At 44.0% G+C, this 20558-nt stretch carries 22 protein-coding genes; 15 read left to right on the forward strand and 7 right to left on the reverse strand.

The features are described from left to right. Positions 1-41: 41 nt before the first annotated feature. The gene (locus YK48G_RS10025; protein WP_203630578.1) at positions 42-479 is read right to left on the reverse strand and encodes a MerR family transcriptional regulator; all 438 of its coding nucleotides are present in this window, start codon (positions 477-479) and stop codon (positions 42-44) included. Positions 480-565: 86 nt separating this feature from the next. Continuing rightward, positions 566-1003 carry a MerR family transcriptional regulator gene (locus YK48G_RS10030; RefSeq protein ID WP_203630579.1) on the reverse strand — a complete coding sequence of 146 codons (438 nt, stop codon included), beginning with the start codon at positions 1001-1003 and terminating at the stop codon, positions 566-568. Between the two features lie 113 nt (positions 1004-1116). On the opposite strand from YK48G_RS10030, the gene YK48G_RS10035 reads away from it, so the two are divergent. From YK48G_RS10035 to YK48G_RS10080, 10 genes are all read left to right on the forward strand, one after another. After that, positions 1117-1860 carry an SDR family oxidoreductase gene (locus YK48G_RS10035; protein WP_203630580.1) on the forward strand — a complete coding sequence of 248 codons (744 nt, stop codon included), beginning with the start codon at positions 1117-1119 and terminating at the stop codon, positions 1858-1860. A gap of 15 nt (positions 1861-1875) precedes the next feature. Then, the gene (locus YK48G_RS10040; protein WP_203630581.1) at positions 1876-2295 is read left to right on the forward strand and encodes a cupin domain-containing protein; all 420 of its coding nucleotides are present in this window, start codon (positions 1876-1878) and stop codon (positions 2293-2295) included. After that, positions 2295-2615 (forward strand): carboxymuconolactone decarboxylase family protein, encoded by a 321-nt coding sequence (locus YK48G_RS10045; protein WP_203630582.1) that lies wholly within the window; start codon positions 2295-2297, stop codon positions 2613-2615. The genes YK48G_RS10040 and YK48G_RS10045 overlap by 1 nt, the downstream gene beginning before the upstream one ends. Positions 2616-2839: 224 nt before the next feature. After that, a complete protein-coding gene (ahpC, locus tag YK48G_RS10050; RefSeq protein ID WP_203630583.1) occupies positions 2840-3403 on the forward strand; it encodes an alkyl hydroperoxide reductase subunit C in 564 nt (187 codons plus the stop codon). A gap of 320 nt (positions 3404-3723) precedes the next feature. Then, entirely contained in the window at positions 3724-4758 is a 1035-nt protein-coding gene (gene ptcA, locus YK48G_RS10055; protein WP_203630584.1) for a putrescine carbamoyltransferase, read from the forward strand. Between the two features lie 36 nt (positions 4759-4794). Next, a complete protein-coding gene (locus YK48G_RS10060; RefSeq protein WP_203630585.1) occupies positions 4795-6210 on the forward strand; it encodes an APC family permease in 1416 nt (471 codons plus the stop codon). Positions 6211-6243: 33 nt separating this feature from the next. After that, a complete protein-coding gene (gene aguA, locus YK48G_RS10065) occupies positions 6244-7341 on the forward strand; it encodes an agmatine deiminase (protein ID WP_203630727.1) in 1098 nt (365 codons plus the stop codon). A 7-nt stretch (positions 7342-7348) separates the two neighbouring features. Beyond that, on the forward strand, positions 7349-8308 hold the full coding sequence (gene arcC / locus YK48G_RS10070; protein ID WP_203630586.1) for a carbamate kinase: 960 nt from the start codon (positions 7349-7351) through the stop codon (positions 8306-8308). Positions 8309-8442: 134 nt separating this feature from the next. Next, positions 8443-9531 carry an agmatine deiminase gene (gene aguA, locus YK48G_RS10075; protein WP_203630587.1) on the forward strand — a complete coding sequence of 363 codons (1089 nt, stop codon included), beginning with the start codon at positions 8443-8445 and terminating at the stop codon, positions 9529-9531. A 9-nt stretch (positions 9532-9540) separates the two neighbouring features. Continuing rightward, complete coding sequence (locus tag YK48G_RS10080; RefSeq protein ID WP_203630588.1) at positions 9541-10320, forward strand: MurR/RpiR family transcriptional regulator; 780 nt, start codon at positions 9541-9543, stop codon at positions 10318-10320. Positions 10321-10438: 118 nt separating this feature from the next. On the opposite strand, the gene YK48G_RS10085 is transcribed toward YK48G_RS10080, so the two are convergent. The 5 genes from YK48G_RS10085 to YK48G_RS10100 all read right to left on the reverse strand — a co-directional run bounded on the left by YK48G_RS10085 (position 10439) and on the right by YK48G_RS10100 (position 14180). Beyond that, on the reverse strand, positions 10439-11080 hold the full coding sequence (locus YK48G_RS10085; RefSeq protein WP_203630589.1) for an NAD(P)H-binding protein: 642 nt from the start codon (positions 11078-11080) through the stop codon (positions 10439-10441). A 184-nt stretch (positions 11081-11264) separates the two neighbouring features. Continuing rightward, complete coding sequence (locus tag YK48G_RS10090) at positions 11265-12350, reverse strand: Ldh family oxidoreductase (RefSeq protein ID WP_203630590.1); 1086 nt, start codon at positions 12348-12350, stop codon at positions 11265-11267. 385 nt (positions 12351-12735) lie between these two features. Further along, positions 12736-12870 (reverse strand): hypothetical protein, encoded by a 135-nt coding sequence (locus YK48G_RS13630; protein ID WP_284692041.1) that lies wholly within the window; start codon positions 12868-12870, stop codon positions 12736-12738. 72 nt (positions 12871-12942) lie between these two features. Next, positions 12943-13401, reverse strand: a complete 459-nt coding sequence (locus YK48G_RS10095; RefSeq protein WP_203630591.1) for a threonine/serine exporter family protein — start codon at positions 13399-13401, stop codon at positions 12943-12945. Further along, positions 13401-14180: a threonine/serine exporter family protein gene (locus YK48G_RS10100; protein WP_203630592.1), complete on the reverse strand. Its 780-nt coding sequence runs from the start codon at positions 14178-14180 to the stop codon at positions 13401-13403. The genes YK48G_RS10095 and YK48G_RS10100 overlap by 1 nt, the downstream gene beginning before the upstream one ends. A gap of 870 nt (positions 14181-15050) precedes the next feature. Here YK48G_RS10100 and YK48G_RS10105 point away from each other — a divergent pair. The 5 genes from YK48G_RS10105 to argB all read left to right on the forward strand — a co-directional run bounded on the left by YK48G_RS10105 (position 15051) and on the right by argB (position 20553). Then, entirely contained in the window at positions 15051-15926 is an 876-nt protein-coding gene (locus YK48G_RS10105) for a homoserine O-acetyltransferase/O-succinyltransferase family protein (protein WP_203630593.1), read from the forward strand. After that, positions 15923-17242, forward strand: a complete 1320-nt coding sequence (locus YK48G_RS10110) for an O-acetylhomoserine aminocarboxypropyltransferase/cysteine synthase family protein (protein WP_203630594.1) — start codon at positions 15923-15925, stop codon at positions 17240-17242. Before YK48G_RS10105 ends, YK48G_RS10110 begins: the two co-directional genes overlap by 4 nt. A gap of 290 nt (positions 17243-17532) precedes the next feature. Beyond that, the gene (argC, locus tag YK48G_RS10115; protein ID WP_203630595.1) at positions 17533-18561 is read left to right on the forward strand and encodes an N-acetyl-gamma-glutamyl-phosphate reductase; all 1029 of its coding nucleotides are present in this window, start codon (positions 17533-17535) and stop codon (positions 18559-18561) included. A gap of 19 nt (positions 18562-18580) precedes the next feature. Then, positions 18581-19789 (forward strand): bifunctional glutamate N-acetyltransferase/amino-acid acetyltransferase ArgJ, encoded by a 1209-nt coding sequence (gene argJ / locus YK48G_RS10120; protein WP_203630596.1) that lies wholly within the window; start codon positions 18581-18583, stop codon positions 19787-19789. A gap of 11 nt (positions 19790-19800) precedes the next feature. Further along, positions 19801-20553 (forward strand): acetylglutamate kinase, encoded by a 753-nt coding sequence (gene argB, locus YK48G_RS10125; protein WP_203630597.1) that lies wholly within the window; start codon positions 19801-19803, stop codon positions 20551-20553. Positions 20554-20558 lie beyond the last annotated feature (5 nt).

The raw sequence follows: 20558 nt of genomic DNA on the forward strand, positions 1-20558 counted from the left end.
CCCGTTTACGATTGGTATTTAAGATACGGCTAGAATTTGACTTACTCTGTATGACCCCGGTCCTTCACGTACTGTGAAAAGGGTTCATTGCCAACGGATTCGCCGGATTCTTTGGCTTGATACCAAGCAATCCGATCGTCAACAACTTGGAGATGCTGTAAGATTCGTTGATTTTTTTTGATAAACTCGTCCCGGGTTCGCTCTAATAAGGAGACCCGGTTTGGAATGGTTTGATCACCGAGATCCTGCCAAGCAACATACTCTTGAATATCTTTTAGGCTCATGCCGGCGGCTTTTAGATGAACCAGACACTTAACCCAATCGACGTCTTCGTCGGTAAAAACCCGCCGACCACTTTGACTATCGTGAGCTTTGATAATTCGCTGACGCTCATAAGCATGAATAGTGGGAATCGGTAAGTCAACGATTCTTGAGAATTCACTTAATGTATAGCCATGATCTGAATTGGTATTTGCCATGCCTCTGTCTCCAATCCTGTTAATAAACCTCTTTAAGTATACTTTAAAGTTACTGAAAGCGTTTGTAAAGAAAAAGTTGGCGGTCACTATTCTTCGTGACCCAGTTTCTCTAGGTAATCGGCAAATGGCTCTCGACCAGCTGTTTTGCCAGCTTCTTTTTGCCGATACCAGTTAATTTTGTCAGTTAAAATTTCTAAGTGATGCTGGACTTCTCGGTATTTTTTCGTGAAATCGGCTTGAGTTTTTTCCAAGAGGGCTAATCTGTTTGGAATGGTCCCGTCACCCATTGCCCGCCAGGTCACATATTGTTTCAGGTCACTAATGCTCATGCCAGTTCCCTTGAGATGTAATAGAAATTTGACCCATTTGATATCTGCGGTAGTAAAGTAGCGGCGGCCATTCGTGGTCCTTCTGGCTTTCAGGAGGCCTTGGCTTTCGTAATAACGAATTGTGGGTGCAGATAAATGGACTAAATCGGCAAATTCGCCGATGGAATAGCTTGGTTCAATTTTAATTGCTGGCATCTGGATTCCCTCCAATTTTTTTGAAATAAGTGATTGACTTAAAGTCCACTTTAAGTTGTAACCTGATGTTTGTAAAGTTAAATTTGACATTAAGAATCCAAGGAGGAATTTAAATGAGTGTTCAAGGCAAAGTAGTTATCATTACAGGCGCTTCATCAGGAATTGGGGAAGCTTCAGCTAAATTACTTGCGAAAAATGGGGCTAAGGTTGTCATCGGCGCTCGACGAGAAGCCCGATTAAAAGAGATCACTGACCAAATTATTGCCGGCGGCGGTCAAGCGGCATACCAGGTTACGGATGTCACTCAACCAGAGCAAATGCAGGCGTTGGTACAACTAGCAAAAGATCGGTTTGGTGGCCTTGATGTCATCTTTAACAATGCCGGAATTATGCCAAGTTCTCCAATCAGTGCGCTTCACATTAATGAGTGGCAGGCCATGATCGATATTAATTTGAAAGGGGTATTAAATGGCATTGCTGCAGTGATGCCAATCTTTACCAGTCAAAAGCACGGCCAAATTATCACGACTTCTTCAGTCGCCGGCCTCAAAAGCTTTCCGGGGGCGGGCATTTATGGCGCGACTAAGTTTGCAGTCCGAAACTTAATGGAAGTTATTCGGATGGAAAGTGCCCAAGAAGGCACCAATATTCGCACGGTAACCCTTTATCCGGCAGCCATTAACACGGAATTGCTGCACACAATTACTGATCAAAAGACACGGGCTGGAATGGATAGCTTGTACAATTCGGTTGGCATCAGTCCAGCAGCGGTTGCTCGGGTAGTTAATTTTGCGGTTGACCAACCAGAAGATGTTAATGTAAATGAGTTTACGATTTATCCAACCAAGCAAGCCTAGAAAGGAACGCATTATATGACGAAGAACGCAAACGTTCAAAACGGAATTATTTTTCCAGCAGGTAAACAAAATGACGCCTATGCAAAGTATTTTGTAGGTCAAAGTTATCTCCAGTCTTTAGTTAACGATCCCGATGTCACGGTCGGCGTCAGTAACGTTACCTTTGAGCCGGGGTGTCGAAATAACTGGCATATTCACCATGATGGCTTTCAAATTTTATTGGTAACGGGTGGTGAAGGTTGGTATCAAGAAGCCGGCATGCCGGCACGACATTTAGTCCCCGGCGACGTCGTAGTCACCCATGACGGGGTTAAACATTGGCACGGGGCGACCAAGGACAGTTGGTTCTCGCATATCGCAATTACGGCGGGAACTCCAGAATGGTTGGAACCAGTTTCAGATGAACTTTATGATCAATTGGAGGTAACAAAATAATGGCAAAGAAACAAACAGCGGGTCGAGACAACTTAGGGGATTTTGCCCCGAAGTTCGCTGAGTTAAATGATGATGTTTTGTTTGGCGAGGTTTGGTCACGAGAATCCAAGCTATCTGCCCGTGATCGCAGTATGATTACTTGTGCGAGCTTGATGTCTCAAGGGTTATTTCCTCAGTTGAAATCACATATGAAGATTGCCAAGCAAAATGGCGTTACCAAAGATGAAATGGTTGAATTGATTACGCACTTAGCTTTTTATGCTGGTTGGCCCAAAGCGTGGTCAGCATTTAGTCTGGCCAAAGAGCTCTTTGATGATTAGTAATCATGGTTAATAATCATTCTTGATTTTAAAATGCACTTACTGCCGATCAAATATAAATTGGTGACCTACTTGATGTTTCGTAAACGAAAGCTTTAATATAACATCACAGCAAAATATAGTGTGTAATAATCAGTATTACTTTAGAATCGTTATTGAAAACGTTGCGAGAATATCTTACACTGGAATTGGATCATTAATACACATAGTGGAGGGATCGCAAAATGAATTTTATTGGCAAAGAGATTGACGATTTTAAGGTTAATGCTTATCAAGATGGCGAGGTCAAACCAGTTACTAAAAAAGACCTATTGGGCCATTGGTCGATTATATTTTTCTATCCAGCAGACTTTTCGTTTGTTTGCCCAACCGAACTAGGTGATTTGGCGGATAATTATGATGCGTTTAAAAAGGCCGGGGCCGAAATTTATTCGGTTTCAGAGGATACCGAATTTGTTCATCAGGCTTGGCACGAACAAAGCGAAGAAGTTGGTAAAGTTCAATATCCAATGTTAGCTGACCCGGCCGGTAAATTAGCTCGGTTCTTTGAAGTGTTGGATGAAGATGCCGGCCAAGCTTACCGCGGGGTCTTTATCATCGATCCTGATGGTGCGGTTCGTTCTTACACGATTAATGATATGGGAATTGGTCGCAATGCCCAAGAAGTATTGCGAACCTTAGAAGCGGCTCAATTTGTTGCCGAACATGGTGATCGGGTTTGCCCAGCTAATTGGCAGCCGGGTGAAAAGACATTGAAGCCTGGGACAAAGTTGGTTGGTAAAATTTAAAATCGTGATTTGAAATTAATATAAGTCAATAAATGCTCCTTCAAGCGCCTTACTTTGGTTGGAAGAATCAAGGCCGCTTTGAAGGAGCACTTTTTGCGTTTAAAGCCAATTAGTGCGGATAAAGTCAAAAGAATGGCGATTTGGCGGTATCGTGTAACTTGTTAACAAGGGTGGAACAAAATACATCGTTGTTCTGTCAACGTCTATCAAGCCTCAAACTATATATTTTAGCGCTTACATCCGTTATATTGGGAGGCGTAAGGAAATCCTCGAGAATTTCTTAAAGATTCACGACAAACAAATTATAGGAGATGCCAATTATGAAACGAGACTTTATCGACACAAACACTTACACACGAGACGAAATTCAATATTTGATCAACTTAGGGTTGCAAATCAAGCGCGACATTAAGAACGGCAATTATCCAGAGTTATTATCACACCGCACACTAGGGATGATTTTTGAAGAATCATCCACTAGAACACGGGTTTCATTTGAAACTGCTATGACACAACTCGGAGGCCACGCCCAATATTTAGCCCCGGGCCAAATCCATCTAGGTTCCGCTGAAAGCGAATCTCTCGGTGACACCGCCATTGTTTTGTCCCGATTGGTTGATATCTTGATGGCTCGGGTCGCAAAACATGCAACTGTTCAAAAGTTGGCTGAGACTGCAACCGTGCCGGTGCTAAACGGGATGAGCGATTACAATCACCCAACTCAAGAAATTGGTGACATCATTACGATGGCCGAACATTTACCAGCTGGGAAGAAATTGAGTGACTGCAAGGTTGTCTTTGTTGGCGACGCGACTCAAGTTTGTGTTTCATTGATGTTTATTGCAACTAAGATGGGCATGCAATTTGTTCAATTTGGCCCTAAAGGTTATCAAATTAAGCCAGAGACGTTGGCAATTGGTCAAAAGAACGCCGAAGTATCTGGTGGTAGCGTTGAAATTACTGAAGACGCGGATGCCGCTATGAAGGATGCGGACTTTGTTTATACTGATGTTTGGTATGGATTGTATGAATCACCATTATCATATGATGAACGAATGAAGATTTTCTACCCTAAGTACCAGGTTAACGATGATTTAATGGCTAAAGGAACTAGTCATACGATGTTTATGCATTGCCTACCAGCTAACCGGGGCGAAGAAGTGACGGATAGTGTCATTGATTCGCCACATTCAATTGCCTGGGATGAAGCTGAGAATCGGTTGACGGCAATGAGAGCGCTACTTGTGTACTTAATGGCACCGCGAATGAATTACACTGAAAAACAATTGGATGATCTAAACGATCCGAAGTTAAAGTCAATGATCTTAAACTTAGTTGATGACACGACTCATTAATTGAGTTGACGTAACCGGTTAGCGAAGGTGAATGAAATGCAAAAAGAGAAAAAATTTAGGTTATTTGATGCCGTATTAATGTCGGTAGTGGTGGTTCTGGTGGTTGAGTCAGTTGCGCCGGCCGCAGCTATTGGACCATCGCAATTCTTTTGGTGGGGGATTCTCTTAGTCTTCTTCTTTCTACCTTATGGATTAATTTCTGCCGAACTTGGTACGACCTATGATGAAGACGGTGGCATCTATGACTGGGTTCGAAAAGCATTTGGACGGCGTTGGGGTGGTCGGGCCGCTTGGCTGTACTGGATTAACTTTCCAATTTGGATGGCCAGCTTGGCCGTACTGTTTACCGGCGTCATTGGGCAAGTCTTTCCAACCCACTTTGGTACGTGGACCAATGTTTTAATTCAACTGGTATTTATCGGGATCGTTACCTTGATTTCTTCTTATCCGGTTGCCGATAGCAAATGGATCTTGAATCTGGCAGCTATTGCCAAAGTGATCATCATGGTTAGTTTAGGGGCCCTTGGTATCTACGTTGCCTTCACAAAAGGCGTTGCAAGTAACTTTACCGTTAAGACGATGTTGCCACAAATGGATGTGAAGAGTCTTGGATATATTTCAGTGATTCTGTTTAATTTCCTTGGGTTTGAAGTGGTCACTTCGATGGCTAGCGAAATGCCAAATCCCAAAAAGCAGATTCCTCAAGCAATTATTTGGGGCGGGATCTTAATCGCGGTATTCTATGTATTTGCCGCCTTTGGGATGGGCGTTGCAATTCCAAGCAATGAATTGTCAACCTCAAGTGGTTTAATGGAAAGCATTCTCCTGCTAATTGGGGGTAACAACTGGTTTGTTATTTTGATTGCCCTGTTATTCATGTATACTTTAGCTGCAAACCTCATTTCTTGGTCGGCTGGGGTGAACTACGTTGCTTCTTATGCCGCTAAGAACCATGACTTACCAAAAATATTTGGAATTGAAAGTAAGAAAACTGGAATGCCGGTTGGGGCTAATCTCTTAAATGGTGGCATTGCCGCAATTTTAGTTGTTATTTCACCATTGATTCCTAACCAAAATATTTTCTGGGCCTTCTTCTCGCTGAATGTTGTCGCTTTGCTAGGTTCATATCTGTTGATGTTTCCATCATTTTGGCGGTTACGCAAAGTGGACCCAGATACTGAGCGGCCATTCAAAGTGCCGGGTAATCCGTTGATGATTAATTTGATGACTTGGATTCCCGTTGCTTTACTGGGGATTACTACGATCTTATCGGCCTTCCCACTTAATGGCAGTGCTGAGGAAATGAGCACTAAGATTCCGATTCTAATTGGCACGATTATCACGATTTTACTTGGCGAGGTCTGCATTAGAGCAGCAGAAAAGCACCACCCTTTAAAGAAAACCGTGAAAGCGAGCAGTCACCACACCGCGGAAGCCTTAAGTAAAAATTAGTACGAAGTTCGAAAATAAAAGGAGCAAACTATGATGAAAACTTTACAATCATCACCTAAAAAAGACGGCTATCGAATGCCTGGTGAATTTGAACATCACAAGGGTGTCTATATGCTTTGGCCGCAACGGCCCGATAACTGGCGGAATGGCGCTAAACCAGCTCAGCATACCTTTGCCAAGGTTGCTCAAGCCATTTCCCAATTTGAGCACGTGACCGTTGGGGTTTCAGATGCACAATATGCCAATGCACGACATTTGTTAGCCGATGAAGTTGAGGTTGTCGAAATTTCCAACGATGATTCTTGGATTCGCGACTGTGGGCCGACCTTTGTCGTAAATGATGAAGGGGATCTTCGCGGCGTTGATTGGACTTTCAATGCGTGGGGTGGCCTGGTTGATGGCCTTTATTTCCCTTGGGACAAGGATGATCGGGTCGCTCAAAAGGTGACTGAGCTTGAACACGCTGATCGCTATCGACTGGATGACTTCATCCTAGAAGGTGGCTCGATCCATGTTGATGGTGAAGGGACGTTAATTACGACCGAAGAATGCCTGCTGTCTAAAGGACGCAATTCGCAACTATCAAAGGAACAAATTGAAAATGTCTTGAAGGAATACCTCAATTTGGATAAGGTTATTTGGCTGAAGCGCGGTATTTACTTAGATGAGACTAATGGTCATGTGGATAATATCGCCAACTTCGTCAAACCTGGGGTCGTTGCATTGGCTTGGACCGATGATCAATCCGATCCTCAATATGAAATTTCAAAAGAAAATTATGAAATTTTAAGTCATGCGACTGACGCAAAGGGCCGTCAGATTCAAGTTGAAAAGCTCTATGTTCCTAAGCCGGTTACCATCACCAAGGAAGAAAGCGAAGGCGTCGACGCCGTGGATGGCACACTACCGCGTAAGGAAGGGGACCGTTTAGCCGCCAGTTATGTGAACTATTACACTGCAAACGGTGGTATTGTCTTCCCAACGTTTGATGATCCAAATGATCAAAAAGCTAAAGAGACTCTCCAACGTTTGTATCCAGATCGCAAGATTGTTGGCGTACCCGCTCGTGAGATTTTGCTTGGCGGCGGTAACATTCACTGCATTACACAGCAGGTACCATCAGGGAGGTAAGATACATTTGGCTAAAATTGTTGTTGCATTAGGCGGCAATGCGATTCTATCAAAAGACGCATCCGCCGAAGCTCAAATGAAGGCCGTTAAAAAGACGGCCCAGGAATTAATTAAATTTATTAAAAACGGTGATCAATTGATCATCACTCATGGTAACGGTCCGCAAGTTGGCAATTTGTTGCTCCAACAGAGTGCCGCAGACAGTAAGGAAAATCCAGCGATGCCATTAGACACCTGTGGGGCAATGACCCAAGGCAGTATTGGCTATTGGTTCCAAAATGCGATGAAGGAAGCCCTTCTTAATAATGGGATTGACAAAGACGTGATGGCGATTATTACCCAGACAATTGTCGATGAAAATGATCCCGCCTTTTTAAATCCATCAAAGCCAATTGGCCCCTTCTATAAGGAAGCCGAAGTACCCGAAATCAAAGCGCAGCATCCAGATTGGCAGATTATCGAAGATGCCGGCCGGGGGTATCGGCGAGTGGTTCCGTCCCCGAAGCCGTTAGTAATTAATGAGTACCCGGCCATTCAAAAAGTAGTCGACGCCGGGATTATCCCCATTGTTTCCGGTGGTGGCGGTATTCCAGTCGTTCGCAAAGGCAACCAGTTGATTGGTAAAGAAGCGGTCATCGACAAAGATTTCAGCGCTTCCAAAATTGCCCAATTAATTGATGCTGATAAGCTCATTATTCTCACGTCTGCCGGTGGCGTCTTTTATAACTACGGTAAGTCTAACCAAGTTGAGTTAAAAGAAGTTGGGGTTAATGAGATTCAACAGCACATTGATGCCAATGAATTTGCTAAAGGAAGTATGATGCCTAAAGTCCAAGCGGCCGTTTCGTTTGTCAAAACGACTGGCAACCCCGCAGTCATTGGTGACTTGGCCGACGTTCAAGAAATTATTGCCGGCAATAAAGGGACAACGATTGTCAAAGAAGCGATCGAGTCAGTTGTAAAGTAGTATTAAGCGAGGCTTGTTAATCTCTAGTTGAGATTTAACAGCCTCGTTTTTGCTAAAAATGAGGGTCATTGGAATAGATGATCGTGCTAACAAAGGGATCATGATATGATTGAATATAATAGAGGGGGAGCTAAATGAAGATTAAGGATACAACACCACAACAGGATCAGTTTAAGATCGTGCCCGAATGGCATCATCAGCGGCAAGCTTATTTGATGTGGCCTGAGCGAACTGATAACTGGCGGGAAGGGGCCAAACCTGCGCAGCGCGTTTTTGCGGAGGTGGCAATCAAGCTTCACCAATATGAACCGGTGACGATGTTAGTCTCGCGCGATCAATATAAACATGCCCGACAGGCACTGCCCCAAGCGATTCGAGTGGTTGAAATGAGTTATAACGATTCATGGATGCGCGATGTTGGCCCGGCTTATTTGATGAATGAGCATCAAGATGTTCGCGGGGTTAATTGGCAATTTAATGCTTGGGGCGGGCTAGTTGACGGTCTGTACTTTCCGTGGGACCAAGATAATTTAGTAGCGGAAAAGATGTGCGACCTCGATGGGCTGGATTATTATGACGTTAACTTTGTCCTAGAAGGATCCGCTTACCAAACGGATGGTGAAGGCACCTTGATTGCCACGAAAGAATCCGTTCTTTCCGAAGGCCGCAATGGCCAAGTTAGCCAAGAAGCCGTCGAGCAAGTGCTCAAGAAATATTTGAATGTTTCAAAAATTATCTGGTTAAATCAGGGCTACTTTATGGATGAAACCAATGGCGATGTTGATAACATGGTTAACTTTGTTCGTCCGGGAGAGGTTGCGTTAACGTGGACGGATGATCAATCTGATCCGATGTATGAGATTTGCCACGAGGGGCTTGCCATCTTGCAGTCGGCGACTGATGCGGCCAATCGTCATTTGGTGATTCATAAGGTCCAGATGCCAAGGCCGCTATTAATCACTCGAGAAGAGAGTGAAGGCGTTGACCCAGTCAATGGCCGCTTGCCACGCTATGAAGGTGATCGGCTAATGGCCACTTATATTAATTGCTACTTGGCTAACGGTGCGGTTATTTTGCCAGTCTTTGGCGATCCGCAAGATACTGTTGCCATTCAGCAGTATCAAGAAATTTTCCCGGATCGAAAGATTGAACCGGTGAATGCTCGCGAGTTGCTTCTTGGGGGCGGCGATATCCACTCGATCGTCCTTGGCGTTCCGGATTAGAGGGTCGATATGAATTTTTTTGAAATTATCAAACCATACGTTGAAAAATTGAATAAAAACGAATATGGCTTACTCGATTATGTCATTAAAAATATGGATCAACTACAAAATAAAAGTATTCGTGAGGTCGCAGCTTCTTGTTATGTTTCCACCACAACTTTTTTACGGTTTGTCAGAAAAATTGGGTTTGCCGGCTATAGTGAGTTTAGTACCGTTATTAAATACACCGTTTTAAATAGTGATAAACAAGAAGATAAGGCAGCCCCATTTGTCGTTGAACAATCAAAATATCGCGATGAGTACCTTAAAAATATTGAAGAAACGGTTCGGGTCCTTGACGAGCGAAAACTATTGAAAATTTGCAGCGCACTGGCTAGTAAACCGAACCTGTATTTTTTTGCCAAGGGGTTTAGCAAGTATTCAGCCGAGTATATTGAATATCTTTATACGTTAAACGGCTTCATTGTGATTTTCCCAAAGAATCATGAGCAGCGACGACTGGCCTATCGGAATATCAAGCGCGATGACGTGGTTTTTGTCTTTGACTATGAAGGCGAAGATGATGAGTTGATTTCGATTGTGCAAACCTTGCAGAGTAAGAAAACGTACGCCTTGTTGGTTTCAATCACGGGAGCCAATAATAATACGATTCAAAACATGAGTGACGAGAATCTGTATTTATTTACCGATGAGTTAAAAGTGAACGGGGTTGACATCACGTCGCATGTCTCACTAATTGTCATTATGGAGTTGTTGCTTTATCAGTTTATGGAGTATCAAAAGAAGTAAGTGGCTAAATGAGTTTGATTGAGTAAACGAATCAAAGCATCGTTAAAAAGCGCCGGTCCCAGTCGGTGATCAGTTGATCAGCGATGGATCGGCGCTTTAGTTGTTTGACAATAAATTGTTAATAAAACGATGGTTTATCCCAGTTGGTATTCGGTTCATTAACCCCCAAGCTCTTCCGGGCATACTTCCGAGAGTTATCGGTTAAGATGTCGATAATTAATTGGGCAACCGCTTGGCGAGTCACTTGGGTGCCGCCAAATGGCTGGTCGCTATCAGTGAGTTCATAGTTGGTGTTGCCATCCTGATTGTATAGCCAAGCCAAGCGCAGCAGGGTGTATGTCAAATCAGAATCCTTGATAACCGTTGCGGTTTTAATCCGCTTCGTAATCGAACTTTCAATCATGCTGGTATTCCACTGACCAAAGGCCCCCTTAACTTCGTTTTCGATGCCCAAAACGGTAGCGCCAATAAATTGACGAACGTGGTTGGCATCCATGGCGGCGACAATGTGTTTGACCGAATCCAGGTCACGCATTTCGTTTAGGTAAACTGCATCGACGCCATCCATTGCCTTGTTTAAGGTGTCAGTATCGTTAAAATCACCATCAATCACGGTTTCGCGGTTGGGATCACTAACTTTAATCCGCTGGTTTGCGTTCCGAGCGTATAGTTTCAAGTTAAAGTCAGTTTGTTTTAATAGTGCTGGAATCAAGTAGCTTGAAATTTGACCGGCTGCGCCAAGAATTAATATTGTTTTCAAATGATAACCTCCTTGTGAGCAAAGCGGTTGAAACTTTGTCTATAAGTCTTCTTGGATAGAAATTACCCCCAAGATGCTTATGGGCAAACTTTTGCTTTGTGTAGTTGTCCTACATATTTATACTATCTTAACTATAACGCATTCGGTTAAGAAACGACACGTCCAGTCAAGCAATAGCAAAATATTAGAGGGGGTTAGGTACCTCAACGTGGCTATCCTTGCCAATTGTTTCAAGTTCTTTAGCGGTCTTATCATCAATGACGACCCCTTGTTTCAAATTTTCATCATAGTGGCGATACTCTCGATCACCCGGAATCATAATGGTTGTGCCAGGAACTCGCTTGAGGTGGCGGATTCGGTCAAACATTTTTTCCGCTCGCTTTTCTAAGTCCGCCAGGTTGCCAAAAAGACCGGGGTTAATGGTCAAGAAGAATTGACTAAAGTCGTGATGCCCTGGTTTATTAGTATCCGCAGAAATTGACCCTTGGGCTAGAATACCGGTTAATAATTCAACGACTAATGAGTTGCCAAAGCCTTTGTAGTTGGAATTTTGCTCTAACAGGCCACCCAAGGTCAAGACGCCACCACCTGGTTCTTCTTCAGTGAAGGCCACTTTAGCTAAATTATCTTCAACCTTTTGGGCATCACTAACCACGTGGCGGTGATCATCGACAGCCCAGTCGCCAGGAATGGGTTTGTTATTTTTAGCGAGGACTTGAATCTTGCCACTGGAAACAATCGAAGTGGCCCCATCAAAAACGAAGGGATGTGGATCAGCCGGGAAGGTGAAGGCAAACGCATTTGAGCCTAAAAAGGCTTCGGTGGCGTTCGTTGGAACTACTAGTGGCCGGGTGTTGGTAAGAGCAATGCCAATTAAGCCTTGTTTGGCGGCTAGGCGGGCATAGTAGCCGGCAGTCCCAAAGTGATTGGAATTGCGAATGACCGCCAAAGAAACGCCCAGCTGTTTGGTCTTTTTAATTAAGCTATTCATGGCAAACGCTGACGCAATTTGGCCCATGTTCTTATTAGCATCGAGTAAAAGACTGGTGGGGGTCTCTTTTAAGACTTTAACCTTATTTTGGGGTTCGATAATGTGTTCCTTAATCATTCGGGTATACCAAGCCAGCCGCTGAATTCCGTGAGAGGAAATCCCCCGTAAGTCGGCATCGACTAGTGTGTCGGCCAAAAGGGCCCCGTCGTGTTTTGAAAAACCGTCGACGGCAAACACCTTCTCTAAAAATGTTTTTTCTGCTGAAGAACTGATCCGCATCAGATCCGCTTCCTTTCAATAATTGATTATTAGACGAAAAAATCCCTGTACAAAAATGAATTTGTACAGGGACGAATGGTTTCGCGGTGCCACCCATGTTCACTACTCAATGAAAATTGAATAGCCTTAAAATACGATTAATTGAACTCAATCATATCTAGGACGGTATCGGAGCCACCCGTGTAGCAAGCTTTCACTGACTACAAGCTTTCGAGTTCATCTTCACCAATCGTTTCAGCCCGTCTTTTCAGCTCCTGGCGGTCTCTTGTAGGAGAAACAAATTGGCTACTCTTCTCATTAACGCCTAATGTTTATTTAATATTGACGATAGTCCCGCTTTGCCACTTTGTCAATAACTGATTGGCCACTTTTAATTATTTTGCTATTAATAAATAATCGACGACAATTGCCCCAACAGCTTTGGCGCAATTAACAGGCACTTTTCGATGGATTGGGTCGTCTGCTTCTCTTTAAATGACAGTTCCGGATATTCATGAAGGTGACGGCGAATCCAAATCATTTCATCTTCATCGTTTTTTTACGGTGTATTAATTCTGGGTAAACATTATCCATGAAGAACATTCTTTTGAAATTATTTAGTGGGATCGGGTTGGACCAATCGCTTGATCAGTGGCTTAAGTCGGTAAAAAATAACTTCAGCAACCACAAAACCCACGGCCAGTGAAATGGCGATCGTTAGGGTGTTAAACAGATATTGAGATGTAAGCTGCTCGTGGCCGAGTGTGAAACTGCGCATGCATAGATACAAGATGCCGCCGGGAACCAATGAAACTAAGCTTGGCACGTAAATAATGTTTACTGGTACCCGAAACATCATGGCAGAAATGTTCCCTAAAATGCCGATGACAACGGCTGCCGTGAAGTTCGGCAAAATTAGACCGGGATCAACTTGAAGGACCAAATAGTAAGCGACCCAGGCAAGCGAGCCGGTAATCCCTGCTGGCAATAAGGACCGGCGGGGAACGTTAGTAATGAGGCCGAAGCCAACTGTTGAAAGAAAGCTAACAACGAATTCAACTAGAAGATGCATCAAAAGCCCCCAATCCAGTGAAATGCGATGCTGCACAGAGACGTGCCCAATACGACGCCAGCACCAATTGAGCCAGCAATAATGATGGCATCGACAGCGCGAACAACACCTGAAATGGTATTTTGGTCAATAACCTCTCTAAAGGCATTGGTGATTGCTACGCCTGGAACCAGCGGCATTAAGGCACTAACAATGATACTGCCAGAACTGGTTGCAATGCCGAGCAGTTCTAATCCCGCGGCTAATAAGCCAACGACAAAGCCACCACAGCCCGCTGCAACGTAGGGCGTTTTAATTCGGCGGCTGGCAAGTTGAGCAGCTAAATAGCCAAAGGTGCCGACAAAAAAGGCTAATCCCAAGTCGCCCCAAGTCGCCTTGAATAGTAACATTGGGGCAACGGAAACAACCGCGGCGCCAAAAATCTTTTGTGGCCAAGTGAAGTCAATTACTTTCTGGTCAATTTGGTTGATCGTTTCTTTAAGTTGCTCAAACGAGATTTTTCCTTCAACAAAGTTTCGTGAAGCGGTATTGATTTCGTCAACTTTTTCCAAATTAAAATCCCCGAGACGAACTTTAACCAAATGGGTATCGCTTTGCCGATTAGTGCCGACAAATAGGGCGGTAATTGTGGCATGGCAGCTGATATCAAAGTGCGCAGCTTTGCCAATATACTCAACCGTGCTTTCAACCCGAGCGGTTTCGGCCCCAGCGGTCAGTAAAATTTTGCCGACTTTTCCGCAAACAGCAATTAATTCATTTTCAGAAATGGATTGCGTCATAAGAACCTCCTATGAATAGCGGAGCCAGACCGTTTAGAAAGTGGCACATAAACTTCCTTGAACAGAAAGTCTAGGATTGGATTTTTGTCAAAAAGGTTTAGGCACAAATTTTTGATTTGCCCACGCCCCGCATCGTTAATAGATTTATTATAAACTCATTTTGTGTTAGATAACGTCAAAATTCTTTGAAAAACCTCCTTGACAATGTGGCAGTACGATGATATTGTTATGAGCAATTATTAAAGATAAATGAGACGTTGAAGAGAAGAGTAACATTTATGCCGGCAGTACAGAGAGCTTCGGTTGATGAGAGAAGTGCCTGGTAGCGATGCGAAGATGAGCTCGGAGTCAGACATCCGGTTGAAAGGCGGGGTGTTCGGTAGCCACCGATATATAGCAGGGTATTTTTAGAGCGTGCAGCTATGGCTTTTACGTTAAAGTTGGAGTGGATTACTTACGCATACTTTTTAAGTACTTATTGAGGCTGTTGTTGTGAAGCGACAGTAAATTAGGGTGGCATCGCGAAGCTTTCGTCCCGTAGTTATAAATGACTACGTGGGCGAAAGCTTTTTTATTTTGGGGATTTTTGTGCCGTGCCGTATTTTAGGACAGCTGCGCCAGGCAGAAACCTCCATATAAGCACCTCTAACAAAAATCCCAGACCCGGGGATTTCTGTTAGAGGAGCCTTATATTCCGGTTTCTAAACGCCTGGCTCCGCTCACTTTCTTAGGACAGCTGCGCAAAGCAGAAAGCTGCGTGTAAGCACCTCAGCCACAAATCCCAAGCCCGGGGATTTCTGTCTGAGGAGCCTTACACTCCGCTTTCTAATCGCTTTGCCTCGCTCACTTATTTTTTAGGAGATGAGTAACATGACGGTAAATGCATTAAATGGATTTAATCTCGCAAACGGTAAATGGCAGAATCAACCATTGAAGAACTCATTATCAATTTTGGTATTGAATTTGATGCCTAATAAGCAAATCACGGAGTTGCAATTTTTATCCGGGTTCAATGATTGCCAACGGGATATTCAATTAACATTTATGTATCCCGCTACTCACCACTTTAAAGGAGTCCCCAAGAAGTTGGTTGCAAAAAATTATGTCAATTTAGATCAAGTAGCCAATCAACATTTTGATGGCCTGATTATAACTGGTGCGCCAATTGAGACATTGCCATTTGAACAGGTTGATTATTGGCCAGAATTATTAAAGATTATTGATTGGGCTAAAAGTCATGTAAGCGAACAGCTATACGAATGTTGGGCGGCGCAAGCAGGGCTATACCATGATTTTAGAATTACCAAACATTTGCTACCGACTAAATTATTTGGCATCTACCAAGCCACTAAAGTAGACCACGAGTCACCACTTGCCCGTGGCTTTAGTGCCGGGGGTGTGATCAGGATGCCCCAGTCAAGACATACGGAAAGCAGCTTGGATGAAGCCCATCTGCCGGCCGGCTTAACAGTGATCGCCAGTTCAGCTGAAACCGGGGCGATGATTCTAACTGCTTCTGAAAAGCATACGACCTATGTAACTGGGCATCCCGAATATCAAGCACGAACCCTTGCTGACGAATATGAACGGGATCTTAACAAACATCTGCCGATTCAACTTCCTTCAAATTATTTTAAAGACCCGCTTGTAGGTGAAATCGACTATTCGTGGCGGGATGCCAGTACACGGTTTTACGATAATTGGACGCAACTTTTGGCTATTAAGAAAGTAGGTTTATCAATATGACAGAAAGCAATCATCAATTACATTTTGAAACGCTCCAAGTTCACGCCGGGCAAGTTGTCGACGAAACGGGTTCACGAGCAGTGCCAATTTATCAAACAACTTCATATGTCTTTGACAGTCCTGAACAGGCGGCCGGCCGGTTTGGCTTGACCGATCCCGGTAATATTTATACTCGGTTAACTAATCCGACAACGGATGTGGTGGACAAGCGGGTTGCCGCACTTGAAAATGGGACTGCTGGCGTGACTTTGGCAACCGGTTCGGCTGCTATTACGGCTGCAATCTTAAATGTGGCAAATAAGGGCGACGAAATCGTTTCTGCAAGTACGTTGTATGGCGGGACTTTTAACTTATTTAACGTGACTTTACCCAAATTAGGCATTAAAACTCACTTTGTAGATCCCGACGACCCCGAAAATTTTGAAACGCCCATTAATGAGCATACCAAAGCGTTATACGTTGAAAGTATTGGCAATCCAGGCATTAATCTAGTTGACTTTGAAGCAATTGCCCAGATTGCCCATCGCCACGGGATTATCTTGATTGTTGATAACACGTTTGGGACGCCCTATCTGGTTAAACCATTGGATCACGGTGCCGATGTTGTGGTTCATTCGGCAACTAAGTTTATCGGGGGCCATGGCACCACAATGGGCGGCGTCATTGTTGAAAATGGCAAGTTTGATTGGAAAGCGAGCGGGCGCTACCCTGGTTTTACCGAACCGAATGCGCAATATAATGGATTGGTATTTGCCGATCTAGGTGGTAGCGCGTTTACAACTAAAGTGCGGGCTGAGTCGTTAAGAGATCTTGGGGCAACCATTAGTCCGTTTAACTCATTCCTGCTACTGCAAGGATTAGAGTCGCTTTCGCTGAGGGTTGAACGACACGTTGAAAATACAGAAAAGATTGTCAACTTTTTAGCTCATCATCAAAAGGTAGCTTGGATCAATTACCCAGGCCTCAAAGATAGTCGCTATCATGCTTTAGCCGAAAAATACTTCCCCAAAGGCGTGGGTTCAATCTTTACCTTGGGGTTAAAGGGGGGCGAAAAAGCTGGCAAACAGTTAATTCAAAATTTGAAGCTGTTCTCATTGTTGGCAAACGTTGCCGATGCCAAATCCCTCATTATCCATCCAGCTTCAACAACGCATGCCCAACTTAATGAAGAAGAGCTCAAGGAAGCCGGGATTACTCCAGACCTCATCAGAGTTTCCGTTGGCGTGGAAAACGTGGATGACTTAATCGCTGACTTGAGCCAGGCATTGGATAAAATTCCGGTTGAAGCTGATCAACCAATCAGCGTACCAAAATAACCAGCACTGTTTATAACTATGTAAAGAGTCGCAGACAAGGTCGAGAAAATCTTGCCTGCGACTTTTATTTTCATGATATTATTCTTAAATTGAGATATTTATTCATATATGAATCGTTGATTTTTAAGGCCACCATCAAAGGACAATTTAAAATTATTGCATAAAAATTTTATAACTTGTGATTATATTGAATAATTTTAAAAATAAGTTGCATTTAATGAGCTGACGTTGTAAGATGTTTTCAATTCATTAATATTCGTGTAAATGAATATTAAGTGTGAGGCGATTAGATGCAAGTTGCGTTAGTAGGAATTACCGGTTACGCGGGAATGGTTCTTTATCAACTCCTGCAAAACCATCCGGCGGTTAGCGGGATTAATCTGTATGATCACAAATTGACCAAAGCGAGTGAATTAGACCAAGTTGTCCCGATTTTTAATGGCAATCAGACACCAGTTTGGCCATATGATGACGATGCAATCATCAAAGATAACCAAGTGGTTTTCTTTGCCACCTCGGCTGGGGTGACAGCTAAAGTGGCACCTAAATATCTGGCGGCCGGTTTTCCGGTCATTGATCTATCAGGAGACATGCGCTTGAAAAACGAGCGGCAATATCTTAAATGGTATAACAAACCAGCTGCTCCGGCTAAGTTCCTGCGGCAATCCCACTATGGCCTCGCTGATTTGGTGTCTGCCAAGGCCCAAACTTATGTTGCCAACCCTGGCTGTTATGCGACGGCTACACTATTGGGATTGGCGCCGCTGGTTCAAAATAATTTGATTGAACCAGATAGTATCATTGTTGATGCTAAGTCGGGCACGACTGGCGCTGGTAAAACACCGACGCCCAGTACGCATTTTACTCAAGTAGACGAAAACCTTCAGATTTATAAGGCAAATCGACATCAACACATTCCAGAAATGATGCAGGCGTTGAAACGTTGGAACGAACAAATTCCGGCCATTCAATTCATGACGACTTTAGTACCAATCAGACGCGGAATTATGAGCACGATATACGCCAAAGTTCGCGCGGATATCACTGAACAGATGCTGACTGAAGCATTCACCCAGACCTATCAGGATAAGCCATTTGTCAGTTACACGGGCAATCAACTGCCAGACATCAAGCAAACGGTTGGCACTAATCAATGTGCAATCGGGACGGTTTATAACCCCGTTACTAACACCGTGATGGTTGATAGTGTCATCGATAATCTATTAAAAGGGGCAGCCGGCCAAGCAGTTCAAAATTTTAATCAACTGTTCGATTTTAAAGAAACTCAAGGACTGAAATTACAACCGTTTTTACCTTAACCAAAGGAGCTTAAAAAGGATGCAGATGACAAGTGAAAATTCAATTCTAACGACTAAGTTTGCCTGGCCGTTGGGCTATTATTCTGATTCAGTTCATGTTGGTTTGAAACCCAATCAAGATGATATGGGGTGGCTTTATTCCAAGGTGCCGGCAGCAGCGGCCGGCGTCTACACGACCAATCAGTTCCAAGCAGCACCAACTAAACTCACTAAGCAAACGATTAATAGCCACCATCAGATTCAAGCAGTGGTAATGAATAGTGGCAATGCCAATTCATGTAATGGCCCGAGTGGTTGGGCTGATGCAATGACAATGCAAAAAATCGCTGCCAAAAAATTAGCCATCGATCCCAACCTAGTGGCGATTGCATCAACTGGTGTCATTGGCGAACCGCTGCCAATGGCCAAAATTCAAGCAGGAATCAATCACTTGGCCTTATCGCAATCAAAGGGCATCACTAAAGCAATTTTGACGACTGATACCCATCCCAAAACCATTACGCTTAAATGTGTCATTAATAATCGACCGGTCACGCTTACTGGTTTTTGCAAAGGATCTGGGATGATTCATCCTAACATGGCAACGATGTTGGGCTTCGTCGTCACTGACGCGGCAATCGAGGGATCCCAATTGCAAAAATTATTACGGACAACGGTGGATGAGACGTTTAATCAAATTACGGTTGACGGCGATACGTCGACTAATGACATGGTGATGGTGATGGCAAACGGATTGGCTGGCAATGAATCACTCAACGAGACTAATGAAGATTATCCAACGTTTGTAACCGCCTTTAAGCAAGTTTTGACCAAGCTGGCCCAAGAAATTGCCGGAGATGGTGAAGGTGCTTCCAAGTTAGTCGAAGTTAATGTTACTGGCGCTTACAATCATACGGAAGGCCAACAGGTTGCTAAGGCCGTTGTGGGATCTAATTTGGTGAAGGCAATGATTTTTGGCGCTGATGCCAATTGGGGTCGGGTCATGCAAGCGATTGGGCAGACAACGGCCCACGTGGATGTGAACGGCGTTCGGGTAGCCATTAATGGTACCCAGCTGGTGAAGAATAGTGTTGCCACTGAATTTGATGAGGCTAAAGTTGCCGCCAGTTTAAAAAACAGCCAAGTCACAATCGAGGTTGATTTAAATGCCGGCTCGGCAGCTGGGACAGCGTGGGGCTGTGATCTCACCTACAAGTACGTTCAAATCAACGCGTCGTATCGAAGTTAGGAGGTAGTTGGATGAGTTCAACGATTGTCATTAAAGTTGGGGGTCACGCAACGAATCAGTTATCGCCGACCTTTTATCAACAATTAACCGCTTGGCACCAGGCTGGCAAGCACATTTTGATTATTCATGGTGGCGGACCGCAGATATCTGAATGGAGTTCGCAGCTTCATTTACCAATCAATCAAGTTGACGGAATTCGAGTGACAGATTCAAAAACCTTGAAAGTCACCCAAGCAGTGCTACTGGGATTAGTGCAGCCAATGCTTTGTAAACAATTAGCAGATCATGGGCTGCCAGTTATGGGGTTAAACGCGTCAGGACTGCCGGTTATTTACGGTGACTATCTTGACCAAGCTGTTTACGGAGAAGTTGGTCAAGTGATAGGGGTTAACCGTCAGTACATAGATGATGCCTTGAGCGGCGGCCGCATCGGGGTGTGCGCACCGTTGGCGGTTAATGCTAGTGACCAACTATTGAACGTTAACGGTGATGCGGCCGCGGCTGGGGTTGCTAAATTGTTAAACGCTGAGAAGCTGGTTTTGCTGACCGATGTTCCGGGTGTGATGCTGGCTGACCACGTTGTTTCTCACTTAACGCAGGAAAAAGCGCAGCAACTTGTTGCCCAAAAACAGATTAAAGCTGGGATGCAGCCCAAATTAGCGGCAGCTTTTGAGGCCTTTAAAAGTGGTGTTAAAGAGGTTGCCATCACTAACGAATTAAAGCAACCAGGCACCAATTTGGTGAGTAAACAGATTGTGATGTAAAGGAG

The sequence above is a fragment of the Lentilactobacillus fungorum genome (assembly GCF_016860605.1).
Classification (GTDB): Bacteria; Bacillota; Bacilli; order Lactobacillales; family Lactobacillaceae; genus Lentilactobacillus; species Lentilactobacillus fungorum.